The following is a 23,278-nucleotide window of genomic DNA, read 5'->3' on the forward strand; positions in this document are numbered from 1 at the left end:
TGTCACGCCAGAGGAAAATCAGGCGTGAGATTCTTTAACTTCGCGGATGCGGTCCTGATACTCGCGCAGTTTCTGCGGCGTCATCATGCGACGTTGATCGTCGAGCACCACACCACCCACTTCATCGGCAATGTGCTGTGCGGACTGCAGCATCAGCTTAAAGTTTTGCAGCTCGTCACCGTAGGACGGAACCTGCATAAAAATAGTCACGCCAGGGGTGCTGAAATCACCCGTCATTTCGGGGTCAAACGTTCCTGGGTTAACCATATTGGCAAGGCTGAACAGCGAAGGACCGCTGCCATCCGGGCTCAAATGACGATGGAAAATATTCATATCGCCAAATTTAAAACCGGCTTGCTGAATGCTGTTGAGCAGCACTTCACCGTTGAGCTCACTACCGTGATGCGCCGCAACGTTCATAATAATGACCGCTTCTTTACGCTGCGGTTTTTCAGCAACAGGCGCTTCTTCAACTACTGGCTCAGGCTGCGGTTGATGTTCAACGGCAGGCTCTGCGGGCTGGAAAGCCTGCGGTGCAGGTTGCGGTGCTTGCTGCACGGGCTGCTGAACCTGCGGAGCAACGGGCTGATGCTGCATCGGCTGCTGCACAGGTTGTTGCTGAACAGGCTGATGTTGCACCGGCTGCTGCGGTTGTACAGGCTGCGGCTGCTGCTGAGCATGCGGCGGCGGTACCGGCGCTTGTGCAGGCTGCGGCGCGGATTGACGCGGCTGAGCAGACGCATAAGGCGGCTGGTACTGGTGTTGCGGCGACTGAGGAGGAACACCATGTTCCTGCGCGTTACCGGGAGCATGATTCACACGATGAACGCGAACTTCGCCCACGCCTTCGTCTTCCTCGACGTTGTCGTCGAACGAATCCTCGTCTTCACGTTTAGACTTCATGCGTTTCAGTGGGCGATCGCGGAATATAGAAGACCGCTCTTTACGGCTAGTCCAAAAACCATGTACCAGTAAAGCGATTATGGCGATCGCGCCAACAATGATTAATATCAGACGCAAATCCTGCATCATTATATTCTCTGTTGTTCTAACACCTTGCCACCACGGCAAACATTTACTCACTAAGAGTATTTGTCGATTACGCCAAGTGCAAGTGCACTCTTGGCTTTCACGGCATAAAGATGAACAAAATTGTGCTTTTTGCTGTTTTTTCGAACATTTCTGAACAGCTTAACGCTCAACAACCCGGTAAGATACGCAAAGTTTACCAGAGCTTATATAACAAGGAGTATGTCCTGACCATGGTTTCATCATCTGCAGTCGTACCTCGCAGCGGCCTTTATTACTTTTCACAGGGATGGAAGCTCATCACCCAACCGGGCATTCGTCGCTTTGTCATCCTGCCTTTGCTGGTGAATATCCTGCTGATGGGCGGCGCATTCTGGTGGCTATTCACACAACTCGATAGCTGGATCCCCGCGCTGATGAGTCACGTCCCTGACTGGCTTCAGTGGCTCAGCTACTTGCTGTGGCCGATTGTCACTATCTCCGTGCTACTGGTGTTCGGCTACCTGTTTTCCACCATAGCCAACTGGATTGCAGCGCCGTTTAACGGTCTGCTGGCTGAACAACTGGAAGCGCGCTTAACGGGCGCAACACCGCCTGACACCGGCGTTCTCGGCATCATGAAAGATGTTCCCCGTATTATGAAACGTGAATGGCAAAAGCTGGCGTGGTATCTCCCGCGCGCCGTCGTGTTGCTGATCCTCTATTTCATTCCGGGTATTGGTCAGACCGTCGCCCCGGTGCTGTGGTTCCTGTTCAGCGCGTGGATGCTGGCTATTCAGTACTGCGATTATCCGTTTGATAACCATAAGGTGCCTTTTAAGGAGATGCGCGTCGCGCTGCGCACACGCAAGGTCACCAATATGCAATTTGGCGCATTGACCAGCCTGTTCACCATGATTCCGGTGCTCAATCTGTTCATCATGCCGGTCGCGGTTTGTGGTGCCACGGCGATGTGGGTAGACTGCTATCGTGCTAAGCACGCGTTATGGAAGTAATGCAAAAATGTGTAAAAGCGGGCTGGCTTATGCCCGCTCTTATTCCATACTGCAACGCATTATTTCCTGGTGGCATATAGATATACGAATTCCTTACTTCCCCATACTTTCTCAACAGGTATGCTGAAGCGGTATCCCAATTTCATACAGTTAAGGACAGGCCATGAGTAAGATTTTTGAAGACAACTCGCTGACTATCGGTCATACGCCGCTGGTTCGACTGAACCGTATCGGTAACGGACGCATTCTGGCGAAGGTGGAATCACGCAACCCAAGCTTTAGCGTCAAATGCCGTATCGGTGCCAACATGATTTGGGATGCCGAAAAACGTGGTGTACTGAAACCGGGTGTAGAGCTGGTCGAACCAACCAGCGGCAACACAGGGATTGCGCTGGCCTACGTTGCCGCAGCTCGCGGCTACAAACTGACTTTGACCATGCCTGAAACCATGAGCATTGAGCGCCGCAAGCTCTTAAAAGCGCTGGGTGCGAACCTGGTGCTGACCGAAGGCGCAAAAGGTATGAAGGGCGCGATTCAGAAAGCGGAAGAAATTGTGGCCAGCGATCCGGAAAAATTCCTGCTGCTGCAGCAGTTCAGCAACCCGGCAAACCCGGAAATCCACGAAAAAACCACCGGCCCGGAAATCTGGGAAGATACCGATGGTCAGGTTGATGTCTTTATCTCCGGCGTTGGTACCGGCGGTACGTTGACTGGTGTGACCCGTTACATTAAAGGCACTAAAGGCAAAACCGATCTGATCACCGTCGCGGTTGAACCTACCGACTCCCCGGTTATCGCCCAGGCGCTGGCAGGTGAAGAACTCAAACCAGGCCCGCATAAAATTCAGGGCATTGGAGCAGGCTTCATTCCGGGTAACCTTGATCTGAAGCTTATCGATAAAGTCGTTGCCATCACTAATGATGAAGCTATTTCTACTGCGCGTCGTCTGATGGAAGAAGAAGGTATTCTGGCTGGGATCTCCTCCGGTGCTGCGGTTGCTGCCGCGCTTAAGCTCCAGGAAGATGAAACCTTTACCAATAAGAATATAGTGGTTATTCTACCGTCATCGGGTGAGCGTTATCTGAGCACTGCACTGTTTGCCGATCTCTTTACAGAGAAAGAACTGCAACAGTAGTGCCAGCATGTTAAAAACGCGTAAAAAAGCACCCTTTTGGGTGCTTTTTTGTGGCCTGCTTCAAAGTTTCAACTCGCCTGGCATTGATTCAGCCCGCCGGAACTGGTATTTAACCAAACTAATTATTTTGATGCGCGAAATTAATCGTTACAGGAAAAGCGCTAGCTGAATCGATTTTATGATTTGGTTCAACTCTTCCTTTCGCGGCATAATGTTTAATGACGAACGAAACGTCAGCGGCAAGAAGTTGCCAGCAACGGATTGCACCGAACTCCTTTTGTGTCGCGTCCAGTTTACGCCGATGCTAACAATACAGGCTAAAGTTGAGCCGCCAGGCTAGACTTTAGTTCCACAACACTAAACCTATAAGTTGGGGAAATATAATGTTCCAGCAAGAAGTTACCATTACCGCTCCGAACGGTCTGCATACTCGCCCTGCTGCTCAGTTTGTTAAAGAAGCAAAAGGCTTTACTTCTGAAATTACTGTGACTTCCAACGGCAAAAGCGCTAGCGCCAAAAGCCTGTTTAAACTGCAGACTCTGGGCCTGACTCAGGGTACCGTTGTCACCCTGTCCGCAGAAGGTGAAGACGAGCAGAAAGCAGTTGAGCATCTGGTTAAACTGATGGCTGAACTCGAGTAAGTTCAACGAGTTCTTTTAAATATCAGTCACAAGTAAGGTAGGGTTATGATTTCAGGCATTTTAGCATCCCCGGGTATCGCTTTCGGTAAAGCATTGCTGCTGAAAGAAGACGAGATCGTCATTGACCGGAAAAAAATTTCTGCCGACAAGGTTGATCAGGAAGTTGAACGTTTTCTGAGCGGTCGTGCCAAGGCATCTGCGCAACTGGAAGCGATCAAAACCAAAGCTGGTGAAACGTTCGGTGAAGAAAAAGAAGCCATCTTTGAAGGGCATATCATGCTGCTCGAAGATGAGGAGCTGGAGCAGGAAATCATAGCCCTGATTAAAGATAAGCACATGACGGCTGATGCAGCTGCGCATGAAGTTATCGAAGGTCAGGCCACAGCCCTGGAAGAGCTGGATGATGAATACCTGAAAGAACGTGCGGCTGACGTACGTGACATCGGTAAACGCCTGCTGCGTAACATTCTGGGTCTGGCAATTATTGATCTGAGCGCTATCCAGGACGAAGTTATCCTGGTTGCCGCAGACCTGACCCCGTCAGAAACCGCACAGCTGAACCTGAACAAGGTGCTGGGTTTCATCACTGATGCGGGCGGACGTACCTCTCATACCTCTATCATGGCGCGTTCTCTGGAACTGCCTGCCATCGTAGGTACGGGTAGCGTCACCTCTCAGGTGAAAAACGACGACTATCTGATTCTGGATGCCGTAAACAATCAGGTTTACGTCAATCCGACCAACGACGTTATTGAGCAACTGCGTGCCGTTCAGGAGCAGGTTGCAACCGAGAAAGCGGAACTCGCTAAGCTGAAAGATCTGCCGGCTATCACGCTGGACGGACATCAGGTTGAAGTTTGCGCCAACATCGGTACCGTTCGTGACGTTGAAGGCGCCGAGCGTAACGGCGCTGAAGGTGTGGGTCTGTACCGCACCGAATTCCTGTTCATGGACCGTGAATCGCTGCCAACTGAAGAAGAACAGTTTGCTGCGTATAAAGCCGTTGCTGAAGCCTGTGGCTCTCAGGCGGTCATCGTCCGTACCATGGACATCGGCGGCGATAAAGAACTGCCGTACATGAACTTCCCGAAAGAAGAGAACCCGTTCCTGGGCTGGCGTGCCGTGCGTATCGCCATGGATCGTAAAGAGATCCTGCGTGACCAGGTTCGCGCTATCCTGCGCGCCTCTGCTTTCGGCAAACTGCGTATCATGTTCCCAATGATCATCTCTGTTGAAGAAGTGCGTGCACTGCGCAAAGAGATCGAAATCTACAAACAGGAACTGCGCGACGAAGGTAAAGCATTTGACGAGAGCATTGAGATTGGCGTGATGGTGGAAACACCAGCTGCGGCAACAATTGCGCGTCATTTAGCCAAAGAAGTTGATTTCTTTAGTATCGGCACCAATGATTTAACGCAGTACACCCTGGCAGTTGACCGTGGTAATGATATGATTTCACACCTTTACCAACCGATGTCGCCATCTGTGCTGACGCTGATCAAGCAAGTTATTGATGCTTCTCATGCTGAAGGCAAATGGACTGGCATGTGTGGTGAGCTTGCAGGCGACGAACGTGCTACACTTCTGTTGCTGGGGATGGGTCTGGACGAATTCTCTATGAGCGCCATTTCTATCCCGCGCATTAAGAAGATTATCCGTAACACGAACTTCGAAGATGCGAAGGTGTTAGCAGAGCAGGCTCTTGCTCAACCGACAACGGACGAGTTAATGACGCTGGTTAACAAGTTCATTGAAGAAAAAACAATCTGCTAATCCACGAGATGCGGCCCAATTTACTGCTTAGGAGAAGATCATGGGTTTGTTCGATAAACTGAAATCTCTGGTTTCTGATGATAAGAAAGACACCGGAACTATTGAGATCGTTGCTCCGCTCTCTGGCGAGATCGTCAACATCGAAGACGTGCCGGATGTAGTTTTTGCTGAAAAAATCGTTGGTGATGGCATTGCTATCAAACCAACCGGTAACAAAATGGTTGCTCCTGTTGATGGCACCATCGGCAAAATCTTTGAAACCAACCACGCTTTCTCTATCGAATCCGACAGCGGCATTGAGCTGTTTGTTCACTTCGGTATTGATACCGTTGAACTGAAAGGCGAAGGCTTCAAACGCATCGCTGAAGAAGGTCAGCGCGTGAAAGTGGGCGACCCGGTTATTGAATTCGATCTGCCGCTGCTGGAAGAAAAAGCCAAGTCTACCCTGACTCCGGTTGTTATCTCCAACATGGACGAAATCAAAGAGCTGATCAAACTGTCCGGTAGCGTGACAGTGGGTGAGACTCCGGTTATCCGCATCAAGAAGTAATTCTTTTTGCAGAGAAAGATGGCGCCATCAGGCGCCATTTTTTTTATCTGATGGATATCAAAACCCTGCCGGATGGCGCTACGCTTATCCGGCCTACAGCAAACTCCGTAACGTAGGCCGGATAAGACGTTCTCGTCGCCATCCGGCATTAAATCTGTGAGGTGACCGGTCGGTAACACGCCTCGCGCATCAGAATCTTCATCCCTTCCGGCCCGCTTTCCAGCATCCGTCGCTCCGAGTCTGCCACTAACAATTCACAGTCGTAGCCACCCGCAATACCAAACATGGCCCGCGCTACACAGATATCTTCCAGCGCTGCTGCCCCGTTGGTGTCAAAATGTCCAACCATACGCCCATTCTGGCGAACTACCAGCCGGTAACTCTTCATCGCGCCTCCCCTGCCGGTGGCAGAATTAATTCATCACAACCGCACTGGTGCGTCCACGTCATCACGTCCAGCACCCGCTGCGCGGCGTCGTGCGTCGCGGTCGTCAGCGTTTTCCCCAGTACAAGGCCGCTCACCAGCTCTGCACAAAACAGATCGCCAGTCCCCTTCAGATCCGTTTTCACTCGCGGATGGGCTAACACCTCAACCGTTTCAGCCGTCACCACCGCAACGTTAATAATCTCTTCGGTATCCCCCGGCGCGCTGGTTATTACCACCCATTTCAGGGTGTCAGTGAGCAGTGATTGTGCCGCCGTAATGGCTTCATCAAGCGTACGACACGGCTTTCCGCTTAGCATTTGCAGCTCGAACACGTTCGGCGTCAGCCCCTGTGCCAACGGCAGCAGGTGCTGACGATAAGCTTCCGGGATTTCGGCTTTCACATACATGCCGCTATCCGTATCGCCAATCACGGGGTCGACCAAAATGCATAGGTCCGGATGCGTGGCCCGAACGGTTTCCAGCCACTGTGCCAGCAAGGCGATTTGCTCCGCGCTGCCCATGTAACCTGTAGTCACCGCCTTTAGCTCACGCAAGGCATCACGCTCGCTTAAGGCGCGGAGATAGCCGCTAAACCAGTCAGACGGAATAACGCCGCCGTAAAAGGTTTCATAATGCGGGGTATTACTGAACAGCACCGTGGGTACTGCCGTCACGCGTAACCCCTGCGCTTTAATGGCCGGGACGGCGATGCTATTGCCTACGCTGCCATACACCACCTGTGACTGGACGGCGACGATATCGGTCTGTAACGCCCGATTCGTGTCGTCAAAGAGCACTGACTGGATATCACTCTCCTGCTCCATAAATTTCTCCTCTCGCTGGACAGCGGGCCTACGCCTCACTATTATCGTCATATGCTAAAATTCATTTTGTCATAGGTCAATAATGATCGACGGAAAAACCGCTAACGAAATTTTTGACAGTATCCGTCAACATGTCACTACAGGCACGCTGGCAGCGGGAGAAACGTTGCCACCAGTGCGGGAACTGGCAACGGAATTAAACGTGAACCGCAATACTGTCGCGGCGGCTTACAAACGCCTGGTCACCTCCGGGTTGGCGCAGAGCCTGGGACGCAACGGCACGGTGATTAAGGGGATTAATGCCCCCGTTGCGCTGGAAGGTGGTAATCCGGATACCCCGCTTATCGATCTTTCCGGCGGTAATCCAGCGCCCTCGCGTCTTCCTGACCTGAGTAGTTATTTCGCAAAGATAAATAAGAATCCGCGTTTGTACGGCGATGCCGCTGTGTCACCAGGGCTTAAGGTATGGGCATCACAATGGATGCAAAATGCAATGCCCGGCAAAGGGGAAATTGATATCACCAGCGGCGCTATTGATGCTATCGAACGGCTACTGTGCGCCCATTTACTGCCTGGTGATAGCGTTGTCGTAGAAGATCCATGCTTTTTGAGCAGCATCAACATGCTGCGTTATGCTGGTTTCTCCGCCAGTCCGGCCAATGTTGACCACGAAGGCATGCTGCCGGACCAACTGGAACTCGCGCTACAGAAAGGTGCGCGGGCGGTAATTCTGACACCGCGCGCGCATAACCCGACAGGATGCAGCCTGAGCGCTTCACGCGCGGCGCAATTGCAGGAAATCCTGGCTCGCTATCCGCAGACGCTGGTGATCGTCGACGACCACTTTGCGCTGCTATCTGCTTGCCACTGGTATCCGGTGATTGCGAAGGAAACCACGCACTGGGCCATTGTCCGTTCGATGTCAAAAACGTTAGGTCCGGATTTACGCCTGGCCATTGTGGCCAGCGATCCGCTCACTTCAGGGAAGCTACGTTTACGGCTCAACTCCGGCAGTCAGTGGGTCAGCCACCTGCTGCAGGATTTGGCCTGCGCCTGCCTGAGTGACGAGACTTATCAACACACGCTGGCGCAAACTCAGCAGTTTTACGCCGCCCAGCAGCAAACGTTGGCGGCAGCACTGCGGCGACATGGCATTGAGTTGCCCGTTGGTGACGGTCTGAATATGTGGCTACCGCTGGAAGATAACAGCCAGGCGATCGCTTTTGCGCTGGCAAAGTCCGGCTGGCTGGTGCGGGAAGGCGAAGTGTTTGGCGTCAACACGCCTGCCCACGGCCTGCGTATTACGCTGTCAACCTTAACTGACAGCGACATTGATAAGCTGGCGGCTGATATTCATCAGGCGCTAAAACGCTAACAGGAGAGAAAAAGTGCGAGTTCATTTTGTTATTCATGAGTCTTTCGAATCTGCTGGCGCGTATCTGCCGTGGGCCGAATCACGCGGCTATAGCGTCAGTTGGTCGCGCGTTTATGCCGGAGAAGCGGTTCCTGCGAACGCCGATGATTTCGATATGTTGGTGGTGTTTGGCGGTCCGCAGTCACCACGAACCACGCTGGCAGAGTGCCCGTACTTTGATTCTCAGGCCGAGCAGCATCTGATCAACCAGGCGATTGCGGCACGTAAAATTGTGGTGGGGATCTGCCTGGGTTCACAGTTAATCGGCGAAGCGCTGGGTGCGAAGGTGTGCCAGAGTCCGGAAAAAGAGATTGGTCACTACCCCATCGTTCTGACCGAAGCCGGTCAACAGCACCCGCTGTTCAGCCATTTCGGCTCACCGCTTACCGTCGGTCACTGGCACAACGACATGCCAGGATTAACCGACCAGGCGACCATTCTTGCTGCTAGCGAGGGCTGCCCACGACAAATCGTGCAATACGGTAATTTTGTTTATGGTTTTCAGTGCCATATGGAGTTTACGGCTGATGCTATAGAAGGGCTTATTCAACACTCCGAACAAGAACTGGCGGAAGCTAAAGGCAAGTGCTTCATCCGTTCCGTTGAAGAGATGCGAGCATGGGATTATCAGCAGATGAATGAGAAGCTGTGGCAATTCCTTGATAAGCTTGTGGAAAAACGTAACGATTGATTATGGCAGGCCGGATAAGACGCTTTGCGTCATCATCCGGCATAGTGTCGTACCTTTGCCTGATAGCGCTACGCTTATCAGGCCGACAAATTAAATCCCTGCGCCCTGGTTGAAATGCTCCTCACCAAAAACGCCGGTCGAAAGGTAGCGATCGCCGCGATCGCAGATGATCGCTACCACCACTGCCCCCGGTGTCGCGCGCGCCACGCGTAACGCGCCCGCTACCGCGCCGCCAGAACTGACACCGCAAAAAATCCCTTCGCGCACGGCCAGTTCACGCATGGTATTTTCCGCATCGTTCTGATGAATATCCAGCACCTCATCCACCAGCGAAGCGTTAAAAATACCCGGCATATATTCTACTGGCCAGCGGCGAATGCCTGGAATGCTGCTGCCCTCTTCCGGCTGCAGACCGACGATGGTGACCGGTTTTTCCTGCTCGCGCAGAAAACGCGACACGCCGGTAATCGTGCCTGTCGTTCCCATACTGGAAACGAAATGCGTGATACGGCCTGATGTCTGCTGCCAGATTTCGGGTCCGGTGGTGGTGTAGTGCGCGTACGGGTTATCAGGATTATTGAACTGATCCAGCAGCTTGCCTTCTCCACGCTGCGCCATCTCAAGGGCTAAATCGCGCGCGCCTTCCATCCCCTGCTCTTTGGTGACCAGAATCAGCTCGGCACCATAGGCGCGCATCGCCGCACGGCGCTCCTGGCTCATGTTGTCTGGCATCAGCAGCTTCATGCGATAGCCCTTCAGCGCGGCGATCATTGCCAGCGCAATTCCGGTATTACCGCTGGTCGCCTCAATCAGCACGTCGCCTGGCTTAATTTCTCCGCGTTTTTCCGCTTCGACGATCATCGACAACGCGGCGCGGTCTTTCACCGAACCTGCGGGATTATTGCCTTCCAGCTTGACCCAAATTTCACTACCGTTATCCGGCGCCAGACGTTGTAATTTCACCAGAGGCGTATTGCCAATTGTTTTTTCTAATGTGTTCACGTTTTCAGCTCGTAAAAAAGCCCGGTAAGCGTAGCGCCACCGGGCGATAACTATGCAAATTAACCTATCAGGCTGATTGCGCCAGGGCAAGTTCCTCTTCACGCGTTTCAATACGCTGGTCGCCGTTATACAAACGTGCATTTTGCAGCCCGACAAACAGCCGTTCACCGCGGCTCGGGGAATCATCGCCCTGCATGACTACCGTCAACGGTTCGTTATACCACCCCAGGGGTTGCACAACTAATTGGGTGTAGTGTCCTTTCGGGCTGGCTTCCAGCACTTGTACCGGCAACGGCGAATCCAGGCTGGTACGACGGCTCACGTCCACTTCCCACGGGCGCAGGAACAGATCCACCGGTCCCTGATAGCCAGGCGTATAACCCAGCGGCCAGCGGTGTGCGCCCACATGGAATTGGCCGCCACGAATCGTCCCCTGCAGGCGGTTAACCTCACCCATAAATTCCAGGACGAAACGAGTAGCCGGTTCGCGCCATACCTGATCCGGCGCATCAGCCTGTTCGATATGACCCTGACTCATCACCACTACGCGGTCTGCGACTTCCGTTGCTTCTTCCTGGTCGTGGGTAACAAACACGCTGGTAAATTTCAGCTCTTCATGCAGCTGACGCAGCCAGCGACGCAGCTCTTTGCGCACCTGCGCATCAAGCGCGCCAAACGGTTCGTCGAGCAGCAGGATCTGCGGTTCTACCGCCAGCGCACGCGCCAACGCCACGCGCTGTTTTTGCCCGCCGGAGAGCTGTGCCGGGAAACGGTCCGCCAGATGAGCCAGTTGAACCATTTCCAGCAGTTTGGTCACTTTTGCTTTGATGGCCGCCGCATTCGGGCGCTCACGCCGTGGCAGCACCGTCAGACCAAACGCGATATTGTCGAAAACGGTCATATGACGAAACAGCGCATAGTGCTGGAACACGAACCCCACCTTACGGTCGCGGGCGTGCAATCGGCTGACGTCGGTACCGTGAAAACGGATATGCCCGCTGGACTGATGCTCCAGCCCGGCAATAATGCGCAGCAGCGTGGTTTTGCCCGAGCCGGATGGCCCCAGCAGCGCGACCATCTGACCTGAAGGAATATCCAGCGAGATATCGTTCAGCACCTGGGTGCGACCAAAAGACTTCTTAATATTGGCAATCTCAATGCTCATGATTTTCCTCCTGCTGCGCGCGTTTTTCCTGGTTCTCCAGACGCCATTGCAACATGCTCTTCAAAAACAGGGTAATAATCGCCATCAGCGTTAATAGCGCCGCGGCGGTAAAGGAGCCGACCGTGTTGTAGTCCTGCTCCAGTAATTCAATCTGTAGCGGCAGCGATAGGGTTTCGCCGCGAATCGAGCCGGAAACCACTGACACCGCGCCAAACTCACCAATCGCACGGGCGTTGGTCAACACCACACCGTACAGCAATGCCCAACGGATATTCGGCAGCGTAACGCGGCGGAACATCTGCCAGCCGGATGCACCCAGCAACACAGCCGCTTCATCTTCATTGCTGCCCTGGCTTAACATCACCGGCACCAGCTCACGCACCACAAACGGACAGGTCACGAACACTGTCACCAGCACCATCCCCGGCCAGGCAAACATAATTTGCAGGTTATGCTCATCCAGCCACCCACCAAGCGGGCCGTTAGAGCCGTAAAACAGCAGATAGACCAGACCGGCGACTACCGGCGAGACAGCAAATGGAATATCCAGTAACGTTAGTAGTAGTTGGCGTCCGGGGAAGTTAAAACGGGTCACCAGCCAGGCCAGCAACACACCAAACACCAGGTTCACCGGCACCGCAATTAGCGCAATCAGCACCGTCAGCCAGATAGCATGCAGCATGTCCGGATCCGCCAGGTTCTGTAATACCGGCATTAATCCCTTGCTGAACGCCTGCACGAAGATGTAAATCATCGGCACCAGCAAAATAAACGCGGAGACCAGCATGCCCGTGCCGATCAGAAACCATTTCCCCCAGTTGATGCGGGGTGCGCCATAGCGTTTCAATTGGGTAATGTCTGCCATCAGTGACCTACCACACGTCGACCAAAGCGACTTTGCAGAGTGTTAATTGAAAACAGCAGCAACAACGAAGCCCCGAGGATCACAGAAGCAATCGCGCTGGCGGCCGGGTAGTCAAACTCCTGCAAGCGAACAAAAATCATCAGCGAGGTCACTTCCGTCTTCCATGCGATGTTTCCGGCGATAAAAATAACCGCGCCAAACTCACCGAGGCTGCGGGTAAACGACAGCGCAACGCCCGCCACCAGCGCAGGAGACAGCTCCGGCAGCACTACTTTACGGAAACTTTGCCAGCGCGTAGCACCGAGCGTTTCAGCTGCTTCTTCATATTCCGGACCTAACTCTTCCAGTACCGGTTGCACGGTACGCACCACAAACGGAATGCTGGTAAAGGCCATCGCTACCGCGATACCGAGCCAGGTGTAGGTCACCTTGATATCCAGCTTCGCCAGCCACTCGCCGTAGAAGCCATTAACCGAAAACAGTGACGCCAGCGTCAGACCTGCCACCGCCGTAGGCAGTGCGAACGGCAGGTCCATCAGCGCATCCAGCAGCGTACGGCCCGGAAAGCGATAGCGTGTTAAGATCCACGCCATCAGCAAACCGAACACGCCGTTAAAAATCGACGCAACAAACGCTGACAGCAGCGTCACTTTATAAGCCGCCACCACCTGCGGATTGGTAATCACATCCCAGTATTGCGCCCAGCTCATTTGCGCCAGTTGCATCACCAGCGCGCTCAGCGGCAGCAGCAATATCAGGCAGACAAACAGTAAGCTGGTGCCCAGGCTCAAAGTGAAGCCGGGCAGCACACGTCGGGAAGAAACAGCAAACATTTACTTACGCCCCGCCGCCAGCAGTTTGTCCAACTCACCGCCGCTGACAAAGTGCGTTTTCATCACTTCAGGCCACGAGCCAAACTTATCTTCCACACGGAACAATTCGGTCTGCGGGAATTTATCTTTCAGCTTGTCCATTACCTGTGGGTTATTCACGCGATAGTAGAAATCGGTAATGATGGTTTGCGCCTGCGGGCTGTACAGCCAGTTCAGGTACGCTTTCGCCGCTTTTTCAGTACCGTTGGCCTGCACATTTTTATCTACCCAGGCCACCGGGAACTCCGCCAGAATGTTGACCTTCGGCACCACCACTTCGAAGCCCTGGTCTTCATACTGTTTACGGATATTGTTCACTTCCGATTCAAAGGTAATCAGTACGTCGCCCAGACCGCGCTCCACGAAGGTGGTAGTTGCACCACGACCGCCGGTATCAAATACTTCCACGTTTTTCAGAAACTGGGTCATGAACTGTTCGGTTTTGGCTTTATCCCCACCGTCCGCTTTATCTGCCGCGCCCCACGCTGCCAGATAGGTATAGCGTGCGTTACCGGAGGTTTTCGGGTTCGGGAAAATCAGCTTCACGTCCGGGCGAACCAGATCGTTCCATTCGTGGATATTCTTCGGGTTGCCCTTACGCACCAAAAACGCCATGGTGGAATAGAATGGCGAACTGTTATTCGGCAGGCGGCTTTGCCAGTCGGCAGGGATCAGCTTGCCTTTGTCATGCAGGATCTGCACGTCGGTCACCTGGTTATAGGTCACGACGTCAGCTTTCAGCCCCTGCAAAATCGCCAACGCCTGTTTTGATGACCCGGCATGAGATTGTTTAATCGTCAGTTTGTCACCGCCGTTATCCTTCGCCCATTGCTGTTCAAACGGCGGATTAAGGGCGGCAAATAGCTCGCGGGAAACATCGTATGAACTGTTCAGCAGTTCCGTTGCCTGCGCCTGCCCCACCAGCAACAGCATGGCTGCCAGCGTCAGTGTTCTTTTTTTCAGTAAGTTAACGGCCATTGCGCACCCTTATAAATTAAATGACTTTCTTATGGTCATCATATTTATAACCAGTGCTAAAGGAGTAACGGTTTTATATACCGTTTGATGATTTGAAAGTTGAAAAGAGAATAAGGGGTACCTCCTCCCCAGCACATGGGGAGGAGACCGGCATCAATCAGACGCCGACGCTTACGCTTTCAGGCAAAGTGCTGCCGCCATCAATCACGTTTTGCGTGCCAGTTAAATAACTGGACTCATCCGATGCCAGGAACGCCGCCAGTTCACCGACCTCAAGCGGGCAGGCCAGACGACGCATCGGGATCGCTTTCGCCATTTCGACTAAAACGGATTCAGGATCTTCCGGGTTAGACTGACGCGCAATGCTTTCCGCCATCGGCGTACGAACGTAGCCAGGGCAAATGGCATTCACGCGAATGCCGGACTGCGCATATTCTACCGCCAGGGATTTGGTCAAACCGATGATCGCGGCTTTCGACAGCGCGTAGGCCGTTTCGCCCGGGTCAGCAACCATATCGCCGGTCACCGATGACATCATCACGATGCGCCCATCTTTGCGCGCAATCATCTCCGGCAGAACGGCTTTCGTCACGTTCCAGACGCCTTTAATGTTGATATCAATGTGGAAATCGCGATCTTCATCGCTCATATCAAGGAAGTTGCCGAGGCGGCATACGCCGGCATTGTTCACCAGAATATCGATTTTGCCTTCAATCTGCTTCGCGCGCGTCACCGCTTCCTTGACCGACGCAAAATCTCTGACGTCAGCGTGAACAGCTGTGCAACGGTGCCCACGCCCAGCCAACTCATCCGCCAGTTTTTCAATCTCATCGGAGATATCCAGCAGGATTAAGTTCGCACCATGGCGGGCAAACGTTCTGGCGATACCCTCGCCAATACCCTGAGATGCGCCCGTAATCAATGCTGTTTTGCCCGTGAGTTTTCCCATTTCAATATTCTCCTTTTGAATATGAATCCTTCGCTTCATTCACGCAGAAGATACAGCAATAACAAATTAGTGCTGAGGAATAGCTCACTAAATCAGGTTAATCTCAGGTAAAAAAAATCCCCGACGATGCGGGGATGTCTATTTCGTGGCCGATAACAGGATCAGCTCACCATTACAGCGCCATTAAACGGTCCAGCGACGGTGCAAAGTAATAGCCGCCGGTTACCGGTTTGGTGAAGCGCAGCATCGCATCACGCTTACCGTCAGTGTCACCAAACATGCTCAGCAATTGTTGTTCAATGTTGTACAGACGAGCGCAGTAGGCGCAGAAATAGAGACCATGCGTGCCGCTGGCAGTACCGTATGGCAGGCTCTGGCGCACAATTTTCAGCCCTTTACCGTCTTCTTTTAGGTCAACACGGCTCAGGTGAGAGGTGACCGGACGGTCATCACCGTCGATCTCTTCGTTGGCTTCCTTGGTGCGACCAATCATCATTTCCTGGTCATGGATGCTCATGCGATTAAGCTGCTTCAGGTTATGTTCCCAACGCTGCACAAACACATAGCTGCCACCGGCATCCACACCATCTTTGATAACGGCAACTTCACGGCGCGTTTCTTCGCCTGCCGGGTTTTCCGTACCGTCAACAAAGCCGCTGAGATCGCGCTCTTCGACCCAACGGAAACCGTGGATTTCTTCTTTAACTTCAATACAGTCGCCAAATGCTTCCATTGCCGCCTGCGCAACGGAGAAATTCACGTCATGACGCAAAGAGAGAATATGGATCAACACGTCATATTGGGTTGCTGGTGCCAGACCTTTACCGTAAGGGATAAAGTCTTTTAACTCTTCAGCACCGACGCCGCCGCTCAATGCACGCCAGGTGTTGTTGCCAAAAGCGACAACCGCGCCCAGATGCGCATCCGGGAACTTAGCTTCAAAGGTCGCCAGCTTATCGGCGAAGGTTTTGCTGGCCGCACGCAGGGCATCAACGTCGCCTTTAACATTGGCTTCAATCCAAATCGCCGCACGGCAATGTTCTGGCAAAATGCCACTCTGAACCTGAGACATTGTTCCTCCTGAAAAAAAGATGCCACGACATCGTGGCATTGATGGGCGCTATTCTACCTGTTTTTTTAACAAGCTGATTTGTTCAGACGCAAATTAACGCCGCCAGATAATTTTGCTTACTTTCCACGCTTTCAGCGTGTCGTCAGACGGCATTATATCCTCAGGCCCGCTCCATTCACCGGAAAAAATATAGCTAATATGTTGACTTCCTTCAGCTTTACACTCAACGCCCGCGCTGTCATCGCCGGTTGCTTTTTGGCAATTACCGAAAGCTTTAGTGTAAAGGTCGCTAAACGGTGTACCGATTTCGACACCCGCGGCTGACGAAATATCGTGATCTAATACATCAATACGACTGATGGTTCCCTGGCTGCCGTTGATGACTATCGCCAGCTTGTCGTCTTTCATCGCTTCATAGAAGCGCACCACATTACCGTTATCGGTCTTCATTCCGCTACGCAGGCGGTAATCGCCGTCCAGCGCATCAGCAATGGCTTTTTCATCCAGCGGCGTAGCGCCCGTTAACGCTCCGACGCCCTGCTCTGTGACCTGCGTTGAAGAACCAAACCAGTTCCACGGATTGGCGGCAGACCAGTTCACCGACGACAGCGTTGAACACCCGGCCAGTAGCAGCGGCATCGCGCATAAAGTCAAACGCAGTGATTTCATTTCACTTCCTTCCTTATTTATCAACGTTGCTTGGAGTCCGGTTTCCCCAAAAAGTGCCGTTATTCTTTCTCAAGGGAAAAACAGGCGCGCAGACGTTGATTGGTTAACAGCCAGATCAGCGCGACAATATCCGCCACCAGCAGCGCCAGCCCGACGCCATTGAGCGGATCGCCTGCCAGCCACATCACCGGCTGCCAGCACAGCAGCACCAGTTGAGCGAGAATCAATAATCCGCGCAGCCAACGCCAGAGCACCGGAAACGCAAAGCGTCGCCCGCTGAGTAAAAACGCCAGCACGGCGGGAACGCCGGGAAGCAATCCCAGCCAGAATGCGTCATGATCGGGATAAAACAGATTCAGCAAGGTGTTGCCCTGCTCACGGGAAGAACCGGCAATCACAAACAAAACCCAGGTGCGTGCCTGCAACAGCAGTACGCACCAGAAGAGAAAAGGCAGGCGCAGACGCCCATGACCGTCATAGTCGGCCGGATGAAACTCAGTACTCTTCATCTTCGATCAAACGCTTGCCCAGATTGAGTACATCCGCATGTTCATAGCCCAGACGTTCATACATGCCCTGTACGACGTCGTTATCGTCACGCACCATGATTTGAATCTTCGGACAACCGCGGGCAATGAGCTTTTTCTCCAGCCGGTTGAGCAGCGCATTGGCGATGCCGCGACCGCGAAACTCAGGATGCACGCCCAGGTAATAGGCGGAACCGCGATGCCCGTCGTATCCGCCCATCACCGTACCGACCACCTCGCCGTTCACTTCAGCAACGAGGAACAAGCTGACGTCATGATTGACTTTACGTTCGATGTCCATTTCAGGGTCGTTCCATGGACGCAGCAAATCACAACGCTCCCAGAGGGTGATCACCTCTTCGAAATCTTCCTGGCGAAAAACGCGTATTTCCATGGTATTGGGTACCTTTTCAGGACGTTAAAAAGCGATTATGGCGCGAACGGCTGATTTAGCCAATATCTGACGCGAAGCGGCGGAAAAAATGGCATAATACGGAATTGTCACGTATTGAAATGAAAAGTAAAACAATTCTTATCTCGATCCGTCGCAACGGACTACGCGATACGATATAACGTTTAGAACCTTTTTTTTACAACTCAGGCCGTATGAGCACTTTTAAACCACTAAAAACACTCACATCGCGCCGCCAGGTGCTGAAAGCCGGGCTGGCCGCCCTGACGCTGTCAGGCATGTCACAAGCCATCGCTAAAGAAGAAGCGCTAAAGACCAGCAATGGACACAGCAAACCGAAAGCGAAAAAATCCGGTGCTAAGCGCGTTGTTGTCCTTGATCCGGGGCACGGAGGGATTGATACCGGCGCAATTGGTCGCAACGGCTCGAAAGAAAAGCACGTTGTGTTGGCTATTGCCAAAAACGTGCGCTCGATCCTACGTAACCAAGGGATTGATGCACGCCTGACCCGCTCCGGCGATACGTTTATTCCGCTCTACGATCGCGTCGAGATCGCCCACAAACATGGTGCCGATCTGTTCATGTCGATCCACGCCGACGGTTTTACCAATCCGAGCGCTGCGGGTGCTTCGGTCTTTGCCTTATCCAATCGCGGTGCCAGTAGCGCCATGGCGAAATATCTGTCCGATCGTGAAAACCGGGCCGATGAAGTCGCCGGAAAGAAAGCCACTGATAAAGATCATTTGTTGCAGCAGGTGCTGTTCGATCTGGTGCAAACTGACACCATAAAAAACAGCCTGACGTTAGGCTCGCATATTCTTAAGAAGATCAAGCCGGTACACCGTCTGCACAGTCGCAGCACGGAACAGGCCGCCTTCGTGGTGCTAAAATCACCTTCGATTCCGTCGGTCCTGGTCGAAACCTCGTTCATCACCAACCCGGAAGAAGAACGATTGCTGGGTACGGCGGCGTTTCGTCAGAAAATCGCCACCGCTATCGCCAATGGCATCATCAGCTATTTCCACTGGTTTGATAACCAGAAAGCACACTCGAAGAAACGTTAACCATGAAGCCCGATGCACAGCGCGTAAAACAGTTCCTGCTCAGCCTGCAGGATGAAATTTGTCAGCAGTTATCCACCGTAGACGGCAGCGAATTTGTTGAGGATAACTGGCAACGCGAAGCGGGCGGCGGCGGGCGCAGTCGGGTGTTGCGTAACGGCGGTATTTTCGAGCAAGCAGGCGTCAACTTCTCCCACGTCCACGGCGATGCAATGCCGGCCTCGGCTACCGCACATCGCCCGGAGCTTGCCGGGCGCAGTTTTGAAGCCATGGGCGTCTCGCTGGTAGTGCATCCGCAGAATCCCTACATTCCAACCAGCCATGCCAACGTACGTTTTTTTATCGCGGAAAAACCGGGGGCCGATCCCGTGTGGTGGTTTGGCGGCGGCTTTGACTTAACGCCCTACTACGGCTTTGATGAGGATGCGGTTCACTGGCATCGCACGGCGCGGGACCTGTGCCAGCCGTTTGGCGATGACGTTTATCCACGTTACAAAAAGTGGTGCGATGACTACTTCTTCCTCAAGCACCGCAACGAGCAGCGCGGCATTGGCGGGCTGTTTTTCGATGATTTGAATACCCCTGATTTCGACCACTGCTTCGCTTTTATGCAGGCGGTAGGTCAAGGATACACCGAGGCGTATCTGCCCATCGTCGAACGCCGCAAAATGATGAGCTGGGGCGAGCGCGAGCGTAATTTCCAGCTTTATCGTCGTGGGCGCTATGTGGAATTTAATCTGGTGTGGGATCGCGGCACGTTGTTCGGTTTGCAAACCGGCGGGCGCACGGAGTCGATTCTGATGTCGATGCCACCGCTGGTACGCTGGGAGTATGACTGGCAGCCGGAAGCGAACAGCCCGGAAGCTGCCCTTAGCGAGTTTATTCAGGTCCGCGACTGGGTGTAATTGCCTGATGGCGCTACGCTTATCAGGCCTACAACAACGGCAAACCCGTAGGCCGGATAAGACGCGTTAGCGTCGCATCCGGCACAATAATCTCATCATGCCCACTGGCGCATACGCTGATGCAGCGTCAACGACGGTTTCTCCGCAAACAGCTGCTGGTAGTCGGTGGCAAACTGCCCTAAATGCCAGAATCCCCACTGCATGGCGGCGTCTTTCACCGTCGCACTCTGCGACCATGGGCTTATCAACTCACGGCGCACGGCGTTCAGGCGAATACGTTTCAGCCAGGCATTCGGGCCAATACCGAGGATCGCGTGAAAGGCGTTTTGCAACGTCCGGCGGCTAACGTGCAGCTGATTGCATAAGTCGAGCACGGTCAGCGGCTCTGACATATTTTCCAGCACATATTCGCGCGCACGTGACAGCAAGCGACGATAGCTCTGATGGCTGATGCTCTCCGCAGTCATAATCGGCTGCGCTTCTTCAAGCATGGTGCCCATCGCCAGCAGCAGGTTATCCCCCAACACTTTACGCACCGCGGGTTGGTGAAGGTTTTCAGGATTCTCACTAAACGTCGCCAGCGCCTGCTGCACAAAGCCCCATAGCGCGGCTTTGTGTTGTTCTTTAACTTCCAGCGCCGACTGATTGCGCAGCATATGTAGCACCCTTTCCGGGTTATGCAGGAAGTTGGCCTGACGAGCAATGGCCTCTTCCGAAATGACGACACCCAAAATGGTGTAATCATCCGGGGTACTCAGTTCAAACTCCGTCCCGCCTGGGCGGGTGGCAATTTCAGCGCTACCCAAACACTGGGTACCAATAAATCCCTGCTCGCCGCGCGTGGCCGGAATGCCAAACCAAAATGAGTTTGGCCAGACAAGGCACGACTGACGCAGCGCCAGTCCGGTGTATTCACGGAACACCTGAATATCATCGAGCAGGATTTCCGTGAACTCGCCATGAAATTTTCCCGGATGCAGCTGGTCGTAGATCTGCTGCCAGGCGGTAATCGTCAGCGCGTGCTCATACACATCCGTTGTTCGCCGTTGGTGAACGTTGTCCACTTCCACTTTCGGCGTCAGTTTAACGTCTTCGGGTAATACTTCATGATAAAGATGGTGCAAGTTTGCAGAACGGTTCTTTTTCATGATCTTTTAAGCCGGAAGCTTCAACGAAGCCCCCGGCCCTCCGACAGGTTAATTTTTTAAGCGGTAGCGACTACTGCGTTTACGCAACGCTCCATCAGAAAAGAGCTGTTCCAGCGCATTTCTGGCTTCATCAAGTGACCAGCCAAAGTGGGCCGCCACTTCCCCTGCCGTCATTCCTTGACGGACCGATGCTAACAGCGTCAGAAGTTGGGCAGAGGATTCAGACGTCACTGGGGCGTCCTGTGTCTTCTCTGGTTTCACTTCTGTTTTCGCTTCTGGCTTCTGTTCAGGTTTCTTCGGCTGGCGTTTAAAACCGCCGATCAGCCACTGGGTGTCATCGTCCGGCCGGCCTATTTCCTTACGGCTGATAACACGGCCCGTACGCGCTGCGGCTGCACTGCCAGCATCCAGCGCTGCGCGGCATGCCGCCAGATCGCCTTCCACCACCAGCGTCAGTCGACCAGGATCGAGCACTTCGTGGCTAAGCAGACGCACGTTCGCGGCTTTCAGCATGGCATCGGCCGCGTCCACGGCAGCCACCATGCCATCCACTTCCAGTAATCCCAGTGCATTGATCATCACTACCTCTCTTACGCGCGCTGGATTGGATTACGGGCAATATCCAGAACGGCATCGGCAAAGGCGTTGCATGCGGCTTTACAAGCGGCCTGGCTACCGGTCAAAAACGCGGCTGAATAGTTGGTTTCTGACGGCGGTGGTACATAGGTCACCAGTTGTACATCGGCAGATTTCAGCGCGGCATCAATACCAAATGTCGCTTCCAGCGGTGGTGCTACCAGATACGCCATCGGATCGCCCAGTCGGCATCCCGCGGTTGCGGAGAGATACGAACCGGTACGCGAAACCACATGCGCCAGGAAGGCGGTATCTTCTGCGTCATTCGCCCACTGGAATGCCGCCCCGCTTTCAATATTGGCCACCATCGCGTCCAGACCCGCGCGAACTTCGGCCGGGTTTGGTCCACCGAGCATAATCAGCACTTCGCCCGATGTTGGAGAGGGACTGTGCGCCGCACCGGCATACAGCGAGCGGCCATAAACCACTTCGACCATTGCCTGTTTTGTCGCTTCATCTGCGGCAATATACGCCACGTCATCAGAATCTGCTGTGATGAGTCCGAGGCTACGTATATGTGGCGGTAATTTAAGTTCGCGGGCAAAACCGTCATTTACCGAGGCAATCACACGCATTGCGGTGACTGAAGGTCTAATTAAATCTAATGCTGGCATGATGCCTCCTTAACGGGTCATATTGATGCCGGATGCTTTTTGCTCCAGCATGCGCTTGGCCAAATCCACAATCACCGCCGCCGCTTCAACCGGTGGCGTACCGCCCTGGTGAATGTTCGAGATACAGGTACGATCAGCCTCAACGGTGGTCGCCACACGCGGCGAATAGACGGCATAGCAAGAAAGACTTTCCGACTGGCCGAGGCCCGGACGTTCACCAACCAGCAGGATCACCGCTTTTGCACCCAGCAGTTCGCCGATCTGATCTTCGATTTTCACGCGCCCATAGCGAACAAAGAACGGCGTCCCGACCTTCAATCCGGCCTGTTTTAAGCCCGACAACAGCGGCGGCAGGATCTCTTCATAGTTAGCGGTAATCGCGTCGGTAGACAGGCCATCAGAAATAATCACCTGCACATCCGGATTCATTACACACTGTGATTTCAGTGCTTCAATGGCTTCCGCACTCAGACGACGCCCCATATCCGGACGCGTCAGATACAGGTTTTTGTCGCTGATTTCCGAGCGCACTTCCAGCAGCCCCTGGGCTTTTACCCACTCTTCCGGCACTTCTTTCAATACCGTATCTTTCGAACGCGAGTGGTCAGCCAGGAAACGCAGCAGCGCCTGGGTACGCGGACGAGGACCGGCACGACCGGTACATACACGCGCAGCGGTGCTACGGCGAAGTTCAGTCAACACCTCTGCACGGTGCGGATTCTCAACGCCAATCCATGCTTTGGCTTCGGCTGAGCCTAAGTCCATCGCGCAGCTTTCACCGGTCGGCGCGGCGCACTGCGTGGTGCTGCATTTTGCTGGCGCTGACGGTTCTTGAGCCTGCGGTTGAGACTCACCCATTGACGCCATTACGCTGCGTACAATTTCTTCAATCTGTTTTTGATCCATCGTGTGTCATCCCCGCGT

At 53.5% G+C, this 23,278-nt stretch carries 26 protein-coding genes; 9 read left to right on the forward strand and 17 right to left on the reverse strand.

What is annotated here, in order from left to right:
- Positions 1 to 18 precede the first annotated feature (18 nt).
- Positions 19 to 1,032, reverse strand: coding sequence for a cell division protein ZipA (gene zipA / locus ACHHZ7_RS03535; RefSeq protein ID WP_060683463.1), 1,014 nt, complete (start codon positions 1,030 to 1,032; stop codon positions 19 to 21).
- Between the two features lie 230 nt (positions 1,033 to 1,262).
- Here zipA and cysZ point away from each other — a divergent pair, with 230 nt between their 5' ends.
- The 5 genes from cysZ to crr all read left to right on the forward strand — a co-directional run bounded on the left by cysZ (position 1,263) and on the right by crr (position 6,123).
- The gene (cysZ, locus tag ACHHZ7_RS03540) at positions 1,263 to 2,024 is read left to right on the forward strand and encodes a sulfate transporter CysZ (RefSeq protein ID WP_057066948.1); all 762 of its coding nucleotides are present in this window, start codon (positions 1,263 to 1,265) and stop codon (positions 2,022 to 2,024) included.
- A 163-nt stretch (positions 2,025 to 2,187) separates the two neighbouring features.
- Positions 2,188 to 3,159: a cysteine synthase A gene (gene cysK / locus ACHHZ7_RS03545; RefSeq protein ID WP_003038091.1), complete on the forward strand. Its 972-nt coding sequence runs from the start codon at positions 2,188 to 2,190 to the stop codon at positions 3,157 to 3,159.
- Between the two features lie 383 nt (positions 3,160 to 3,542).
- Positions 3,543 to 3,800, forward strand: coding sequence for a phosphocarrier protein Hpr (ptsH, locus tag ACHHZ7_RS03550; RefSeq protein WP_002913505.1), 258 nt, complete (start codon positions 3,543 to 3,545; stop codon positions 3,798 to 3,800).
- A 45-nt stretch (positions 3,801 to 3,845) separates the two neighbouring features.
- The gene (ptsI, locus tag ACHHZ7_RS03555) at positions 3,846 to 5,573 is read left to right on the forward strand and encodes a phosphoenolpyruvate-protein phosphotransferase PtsI (protein WP_008785405.1); all 1,728 of its coding nucleotides are present in this window, start codon (positions 3,846 to 3,848) and stop codon (positions 5,571 to 5,573) included.
- A gap of 40 nt (positions 5,574 to 5,613) precedes the next feature.
- Positions 5,614 to 6,123, forward strand: a complete 510-nt coding sequence (gene crr, locus ACHHZ7_RS03560; RefSeq protein WP_000522253.1) for a PTS glucose transporter subunit IIA — start codon at positions 5,614 to 5,616, stop codon at positions 6,121 to 6,123.
- A 148-nt stretch (positions 6,124 to 6,271) separates the two neighbouring features.
- On the opposite strand, the gene ACHHZ7_RS03565 is transcribed toward crr, so the two are convergent.
- Positions 6,272 to 6,511 carry a hypothetical protein gene (locus tag ACHHZ7_RS03565; RefSeq protein ID WP_008785406.1) on the reverse strand — a complete coding sequence of 80 codons (240 nt, stop codon included), beginning with the start codon at positions 6,509 to 6,511 and terminating at the stop codon, positions 6,272 to 6,274.
- Positions 6,508 to 7,374 (reverse strand): pyridoxine/pyridoxal/pyridoxamine kinase, encoded by an 867-nt coding sequence (gene pdxK, locus ACHHZ7_RS03570; RefSeq protein ID WP_060683462.1) that lies wholly within the window; start codon positions 7,372 to 7,374, stop codon positions 6,508 to 6,510. Before pdxK ends, ACHHZ7_RS03565 begins: the two co-directional genes overlap by 4 nt.
- Before the next feature lie 82 nt (positions 7,375 to 7,456).
- Here pdxK and ptsJ point away from each other — a divergent pair, with 82 nt between their 5' ends.
- On the forward strand, positions 7,457 to 8,749 hold the full coding sequence (gene ptsJ / locus ACHHZ7_RS03575) for a transcriptional regulator PtsJ (protein ID WP_060683461.1): 1,293 nt from the start codon (positions 7,457 to 7,459) through the stop codon (positions 8,747 to 8,749).
- Positions 8,750 to 8,762: 13 nt separating this feature from the next.
- Positions 8,763 to 9,479 carry a type 1 glutamine amidotransferase gene (locus tag ACHHZ7_RS03580; protein WP_032944157.1) on the forward strand — a complete coding sequence of 239 codons (717 nt, stop codon included), beginning with the start codon at positions 8,763 to 8,765 and terminating at the stop codon, positions 9,477 to 9,479.
- 90 nt (positions 9,480 to 9,569) lie between these two features.
- Here the strand turns inward: ACHHZ7_RS03580 and cysM are convergent, their stop codons facing one another.
- The 10 genes from cysM to ACHHZ7_RS03630 form a co-directional block, all read right to left on the reverse strand.
- Positions 9,570 to 10,481: a cysteine synthase CysM gene (gene cysM, locus ACHHZ7_RS03585; protein WP_060683460.1), complete on the reverse strand. Its 912-nt coding sequence runs from the start codon at positions 10,479 to 10,481 to the stop codon at positions 9,570 to 9,572.
- A gap of 67 nt (positions 10,482 to 10,548) precedes the next feature.
- Positions 10,549 to 11,646 (reverse strand): sulfate/thiosulfate ABC transporter ATP-binding protein CysA, encoded by a 1,098-nt coding sequence (cysA, locus tag ACHHZ7_RS03590; RefSeq protein ID WP_060683459.1) that lies wholly within the window; start codon positions 11,644 to 11,646, stop codon positions 10,549 to 10,551.
- Entirely contained in the window at positions 11,636 to 12,511 is an 876-nt protein-coding gene (gene cysW, locus ACHHZ7_RS03595; RefSeq protein WP_003038064.1) for a sulfate/thiosulfate ABC transporter permease CysW, read from the reverse strand. Before cysW ends, cysA begins: the two co-directional genes overlap by 11 nt.
- Positions 12,511 to 13,344, reverse strand: a complete 834-nt coding sequence (cysT, locus tag ACHHZ7_RS03600) for a sulfate/thiosulfate ABC transporter permease CysT (RefSeq protein WP_003038061.1) — start codon at positions 13,342 to 13,344, stop codon at positions 12,511 to 12,513. Before cysT ends, cysW begins: the two co-directional genes overlap by 1 nt.
- Positions 13,345 to 14,361: a thiosulfate/sulfate ABC transporter substrate-binding protein CysP gene (gene cysP, locus ACHHZ7_RS03605; protein ID WP_003835019.1), complete on the reverse strand. Its 1,017-nt coding sequence runs from the start codon at positions 14,359 to 14,361 to the stop codon at positions 13,345 to 13,347.
- A gap of 157 nt (positions 14,362 to 14,518) precedes the next feature.
- Positions 14,519 to 15,310: an SDR family oxidoreductase UcpA gene (ucpA, locus tag ACHHZ7_RS03610; RefSeq protein ID WP_003835020.1), complete on the reverse strand. Its 792-nt coding sequence runs from the start codon at positions 15,308 to 15,310 to the stop codon at positions 14,519 to 14,521.
- Between the two features lie 172 nt (positions 15,311 to 15,482).
- Complete coding sequence (gene yfeX, locus ACHHZ7_RS03615) at positions 15,483 to 16,382, reverse strand: porphyrinogen peroxidase (RefSeq protein WP_048215808.1); 900 nt, start codon at positions 16,380 to 16,382, stop codon at positions 15,483 to 15,485.
- Between the two features lie 93 nt (positions 16,383 to 16,475).
- Positions 16,476 to 17,051 (reverse strand): RpoE-regulated lipoprotein, encoded by a 576-nt coding sequence (locus ACHHZ7_RS03620; protein ID WP_048215807.1) that lies wholly within the window; start codon positions 17,049 to 17,051, stop codon positions 16,476 to 16,478.
- Positions 17,052 to 17,110: 59 nt separating this feature from the next.
- Complete coding sequence (locus ACHHZ7_RS03625) at positions 17,111 to 17,560, reverse strand: DUF2919 domain-containing protein (RefSeq protein WP_008785415.1); 450 nt, start codon at positions 17,558 to 17,560, stop codon at positions 17,111 to 17,113.
- Entirely contained in the window at positions 17,547 to 17,972 is a 426-nt protein-coding gene (locus ACHHZ7_RS03630) for a GNAT family acetyltransferase (protein ID WP_003038048.1), read from the reverse strand. Before ACHHZ7_RS03630 ends, ACHHZ7_RS03625 begins: the two co-directional genes overlap by 14 nt.
- 212 nt (positions 17,973 to 18,184) lie before the next feature.
- Here ACHHZ7_RS03630 and amiA point away from each other — a divergent pair, with 212 nt between their 5' ends.
- A complete protein-coding gene (gene amiA, locus ACHHZ7_RS03635) occupies positions 18,185 to 19,054 on the forward strand; it encodes an N-acetylmuramoyl-L-alanine amidase AmiA (RefSeq protein ID WP_003038046.1) in 870 nt (289 codons plus the stop codon).
- Between the two features lie 2 nt (positions 19,055 to 19,056).
- Complete coding sequence (gene hemF, locus ACHHZ7_RS03640; protein ID WP_048224960.1) at positions 19,057 to 19,956, forward strand: oxygen-dependent coproporphyrinogen oxidase; 900 nt, start codon at positions 19,057 to 19,059, stop codon at positions 19,954 to 19,956.
- Between the two features lie 95 nt (positions 19,957 to 20,051).
- On the opposite strand, the gene eutR is transcribed toward hemF, so the two are convergent.
- From eutR to eutC, 4 genes are read right to left on the reverse strand one after another with little or no spacing between them, the layout of a single operon-like run.
- Positions 20,052 to 21,104, reverse strand: a complete 1,053-nt coding sequence (eutR, locus tag ACHHZ7_RS03645; protein ID WP_008785417.1) for an HTH-type transcriptional regulator EutR — start codon at positions 21,102 to 21,104, stop codon at positions 20,052 to 20,054.
- Between the two features lie 48 nt (positions 21,105 to 21,152).
- Positions 21,153 to 21,683, reverse strand: a complete 531-nt coding sequence (eutK, locus tag ACHHZ7_RS03650; protein ID WP_003835033.1) for an ethanolamine utilization microcompartment protein EutK — start codon at positions 21,681 to 21,683, stop codon at positions 21,153 to 21,155.
- Positions 21,684 to 21,694: 11 nt separating this feature from the next.
- A complete protein-coding gene (eutL, locus tag ACHHZ7_RS03655) occupies positions 21,695 to 22,354 on the reverse strand; it encodes an ethanolamine utilization microcompartment protein EutL (RefSeq protein WP_003838537.1) in 660 nt (219 codons plus the stop codon).
- A 9-nt stretch (positions 22,355 to 22,363) separates the two neighbouring features.
- Positions 22,364 to 23,260, reverse strand: coding sequence for an ethanolamine ammonia-lyase subunit EutC (eutC, locus tag ACHHZ7_RS03660; protein WP_008785418.1), 897 nt, complete (start codon positions 23,258 to 23,260; stop codon positions 22,364 to 22,366).
- Positions 23,261 to 23,278: the final 18 nt, after the last annotated feature.

This window comes from Citrobacter freundii complex sp. 2024EL-00216, from assembly GCF_043945515.1.
Lineage (GTDB): Bacteria > Pseudomonadota > Gammaproteobacteria > Enterobacterales > Enterobacteriaceae > Citrobacter > Citrobacter portucalensis.

What these genes read in the sequence shown, in the direction of transcription:
- zipA (WP_060683463.1), bottom strand. Translation starts at nt 1,032, where the DNA reads ATGATGCAGGATTTGCGTCTGATATTAATCATTGTTGGCGCGATCGCC.
- cysZ (WP_057066948.1), top strand. Translation starts at nt 1,263, where the DNA reads ATGGTTTCATCATCTGCAGTCGTACCTCGCAGCGGCCTTTATTACTTT.
- cysK (WP_003038091.1), top strand. Translation starts at nt 2,188, where the DNA reads ATGAGTAAGATTTTTGAAGACAACTCGCTGACTATCGGTCATACGCCG.
- ptsH (WP_002913505.1), top strand. Translation starts at nt 3,543, where the DNA reads ATGTTCCAGCAAGAAGTTACCATTACCGCTCCGAACGGTCTGCATACT.
- ptsI (WP_008785405.1), top strand. Translation starts at nt 3,846, where the DNA reads ATGATTTCAGGCATTTTAGCATCCCCGGGTATCGCTTTCGGTAAAGCA.
- crr (WP_000522253.1), top strand. Translation starts at nt 5,614, where the DNA reads ATGGGTTTGTTCGATAAACTGAAATCTCTGGTTTCTGATGATAAGAAA.
- ACHHZ7_RS03565 (WP_008785406.1), bottom strand. Translation starts at nt 6,511, where the DNA reads ATGAAGAGTTACCGGCTGGTAGTTCGCCAGAATGGGCGTATGGTTGGA.
- pdxK (WP_060683462.1), bottom strand. Translation starts at nt 7,374, where the DNA reads ATGGAGCAGGAGAGTGATATCCAGTCAGTGCTCTTTGACGACACGAAT.
- ptsJ (WP_060683461.1), top strand. Translation starts at nt 7,457, where the DNA reads ATGATCGACGGAAAAACCGCTAACGAAATTTTTGACAGTATCCGTCAA.
- cysA (WP_060683459.1), bottom strand. Translation starts at nt 11,646, where the DNA reads ATGAGCATTGAGATTGCCAATATTAAGAAGTCTTTTGGTCGCACCCAG.
- cysW (WP_003038064.1), bottom strand. Translation starts at nt 12,511, where the DNA reads ATGGCAGACATTACCCAATTGAAACGCTATGGCGCACCCCGCATCAAC.
- cysT (WP_003038061.1), bottom strand. Translation starts at nt 13,344, where the DNA reads ATGTTTGCTGTTTCTTCCCGACGTGTGCTGCCCGGCTTCACTTTGAGC.
- cysP (WP_003835019.1), bottom strand. Translation starts at nt 14,361, where the DNA reads ATGGCCGTTAACTTACTGAAAAAAAGAACACTGACGCTGGCAGCCATG.
- ucpA (WP_003835020.1), bottom strand. Translation starts at nt 15,310, where the DNA reads ATGGGAAAACTCACGGGCAAAACAGCATTGATTACGGGCGCATCTCAG.
- yfeX (WP_048215808.1), bottom strand. Translation starts at nt 16,382, where the DNA reads ATGTCTCAGGTTCAGAGTGGCATTTTGCCAGAACATTGCCGTGCGGCG.
- ACHHZ7_RS03620 (WP_048215807.1), bottom strand. Translation starts at nt 17,051, where the DNA reads ATGAAATCACTGCGTTTGACTTTATGCGCGATGCCGCTGCTACTGGCC.
- ACHHZ7_RS03625 (WP_008785415.1), bottom strand. Translation starts at nt 17,560, where the DNA reads ATGAAGAGTACTGAGTTTCATCCGGCCGACTATGACGGTCATGGGCGT.
- ACHHZ7_RS03630 (WP_003038048.1), bottom strand. Translation starts at nt 17,972, where the DNA reads ATGGAAATACGCGTTTTTCGCCAGGAAGATTTCGAAGAGGTGATCACC.
- amiA (WP_003038046.1), top strand. Translation starts at nt 18,185, where the DNA reads ATGAGCACTTTTAAACCACTAAAAACACTCACATCGCGCCGCCAGGTG.
- hemF (WP_048224960.1), top strand. Translation starts at nt 19,057, where the DNA reads ATGAAGCCCGATGCACAGCGCGTAAAACAGTTCCTGCTCAGCCTGCAG.
- eutR (WP_008785417.1), bottom strand. Translation starts at nt 21,104, where the DNA reads ATGAAAAAGAACCGTTCTGCAAACTTGCACCATCTTTATCATGAAGTA.
- eutK (WP_003835033.1), bottom strand. Translation starts at nt 21,683, where the DNA reads ATGATCAATGCACTGGGATTACTGGAAGTGGATGGCATGGTGGCTGCC.
- eutL (WP_003838537.1), bottom strand. Translation starts at nt 22,354, where the DNA reads ATGCCAGCATTAGATTTAATTAGACCTTCAGTCACCGCAATGCGTGTG.
- eutC (WP_008785418.1), bottom strand. Translation starts at nt 23,260, where the DNA reads ATGGATCAAAAACAGATTGAAGAAATTGTACGCAGCGTAATGGCGTCA.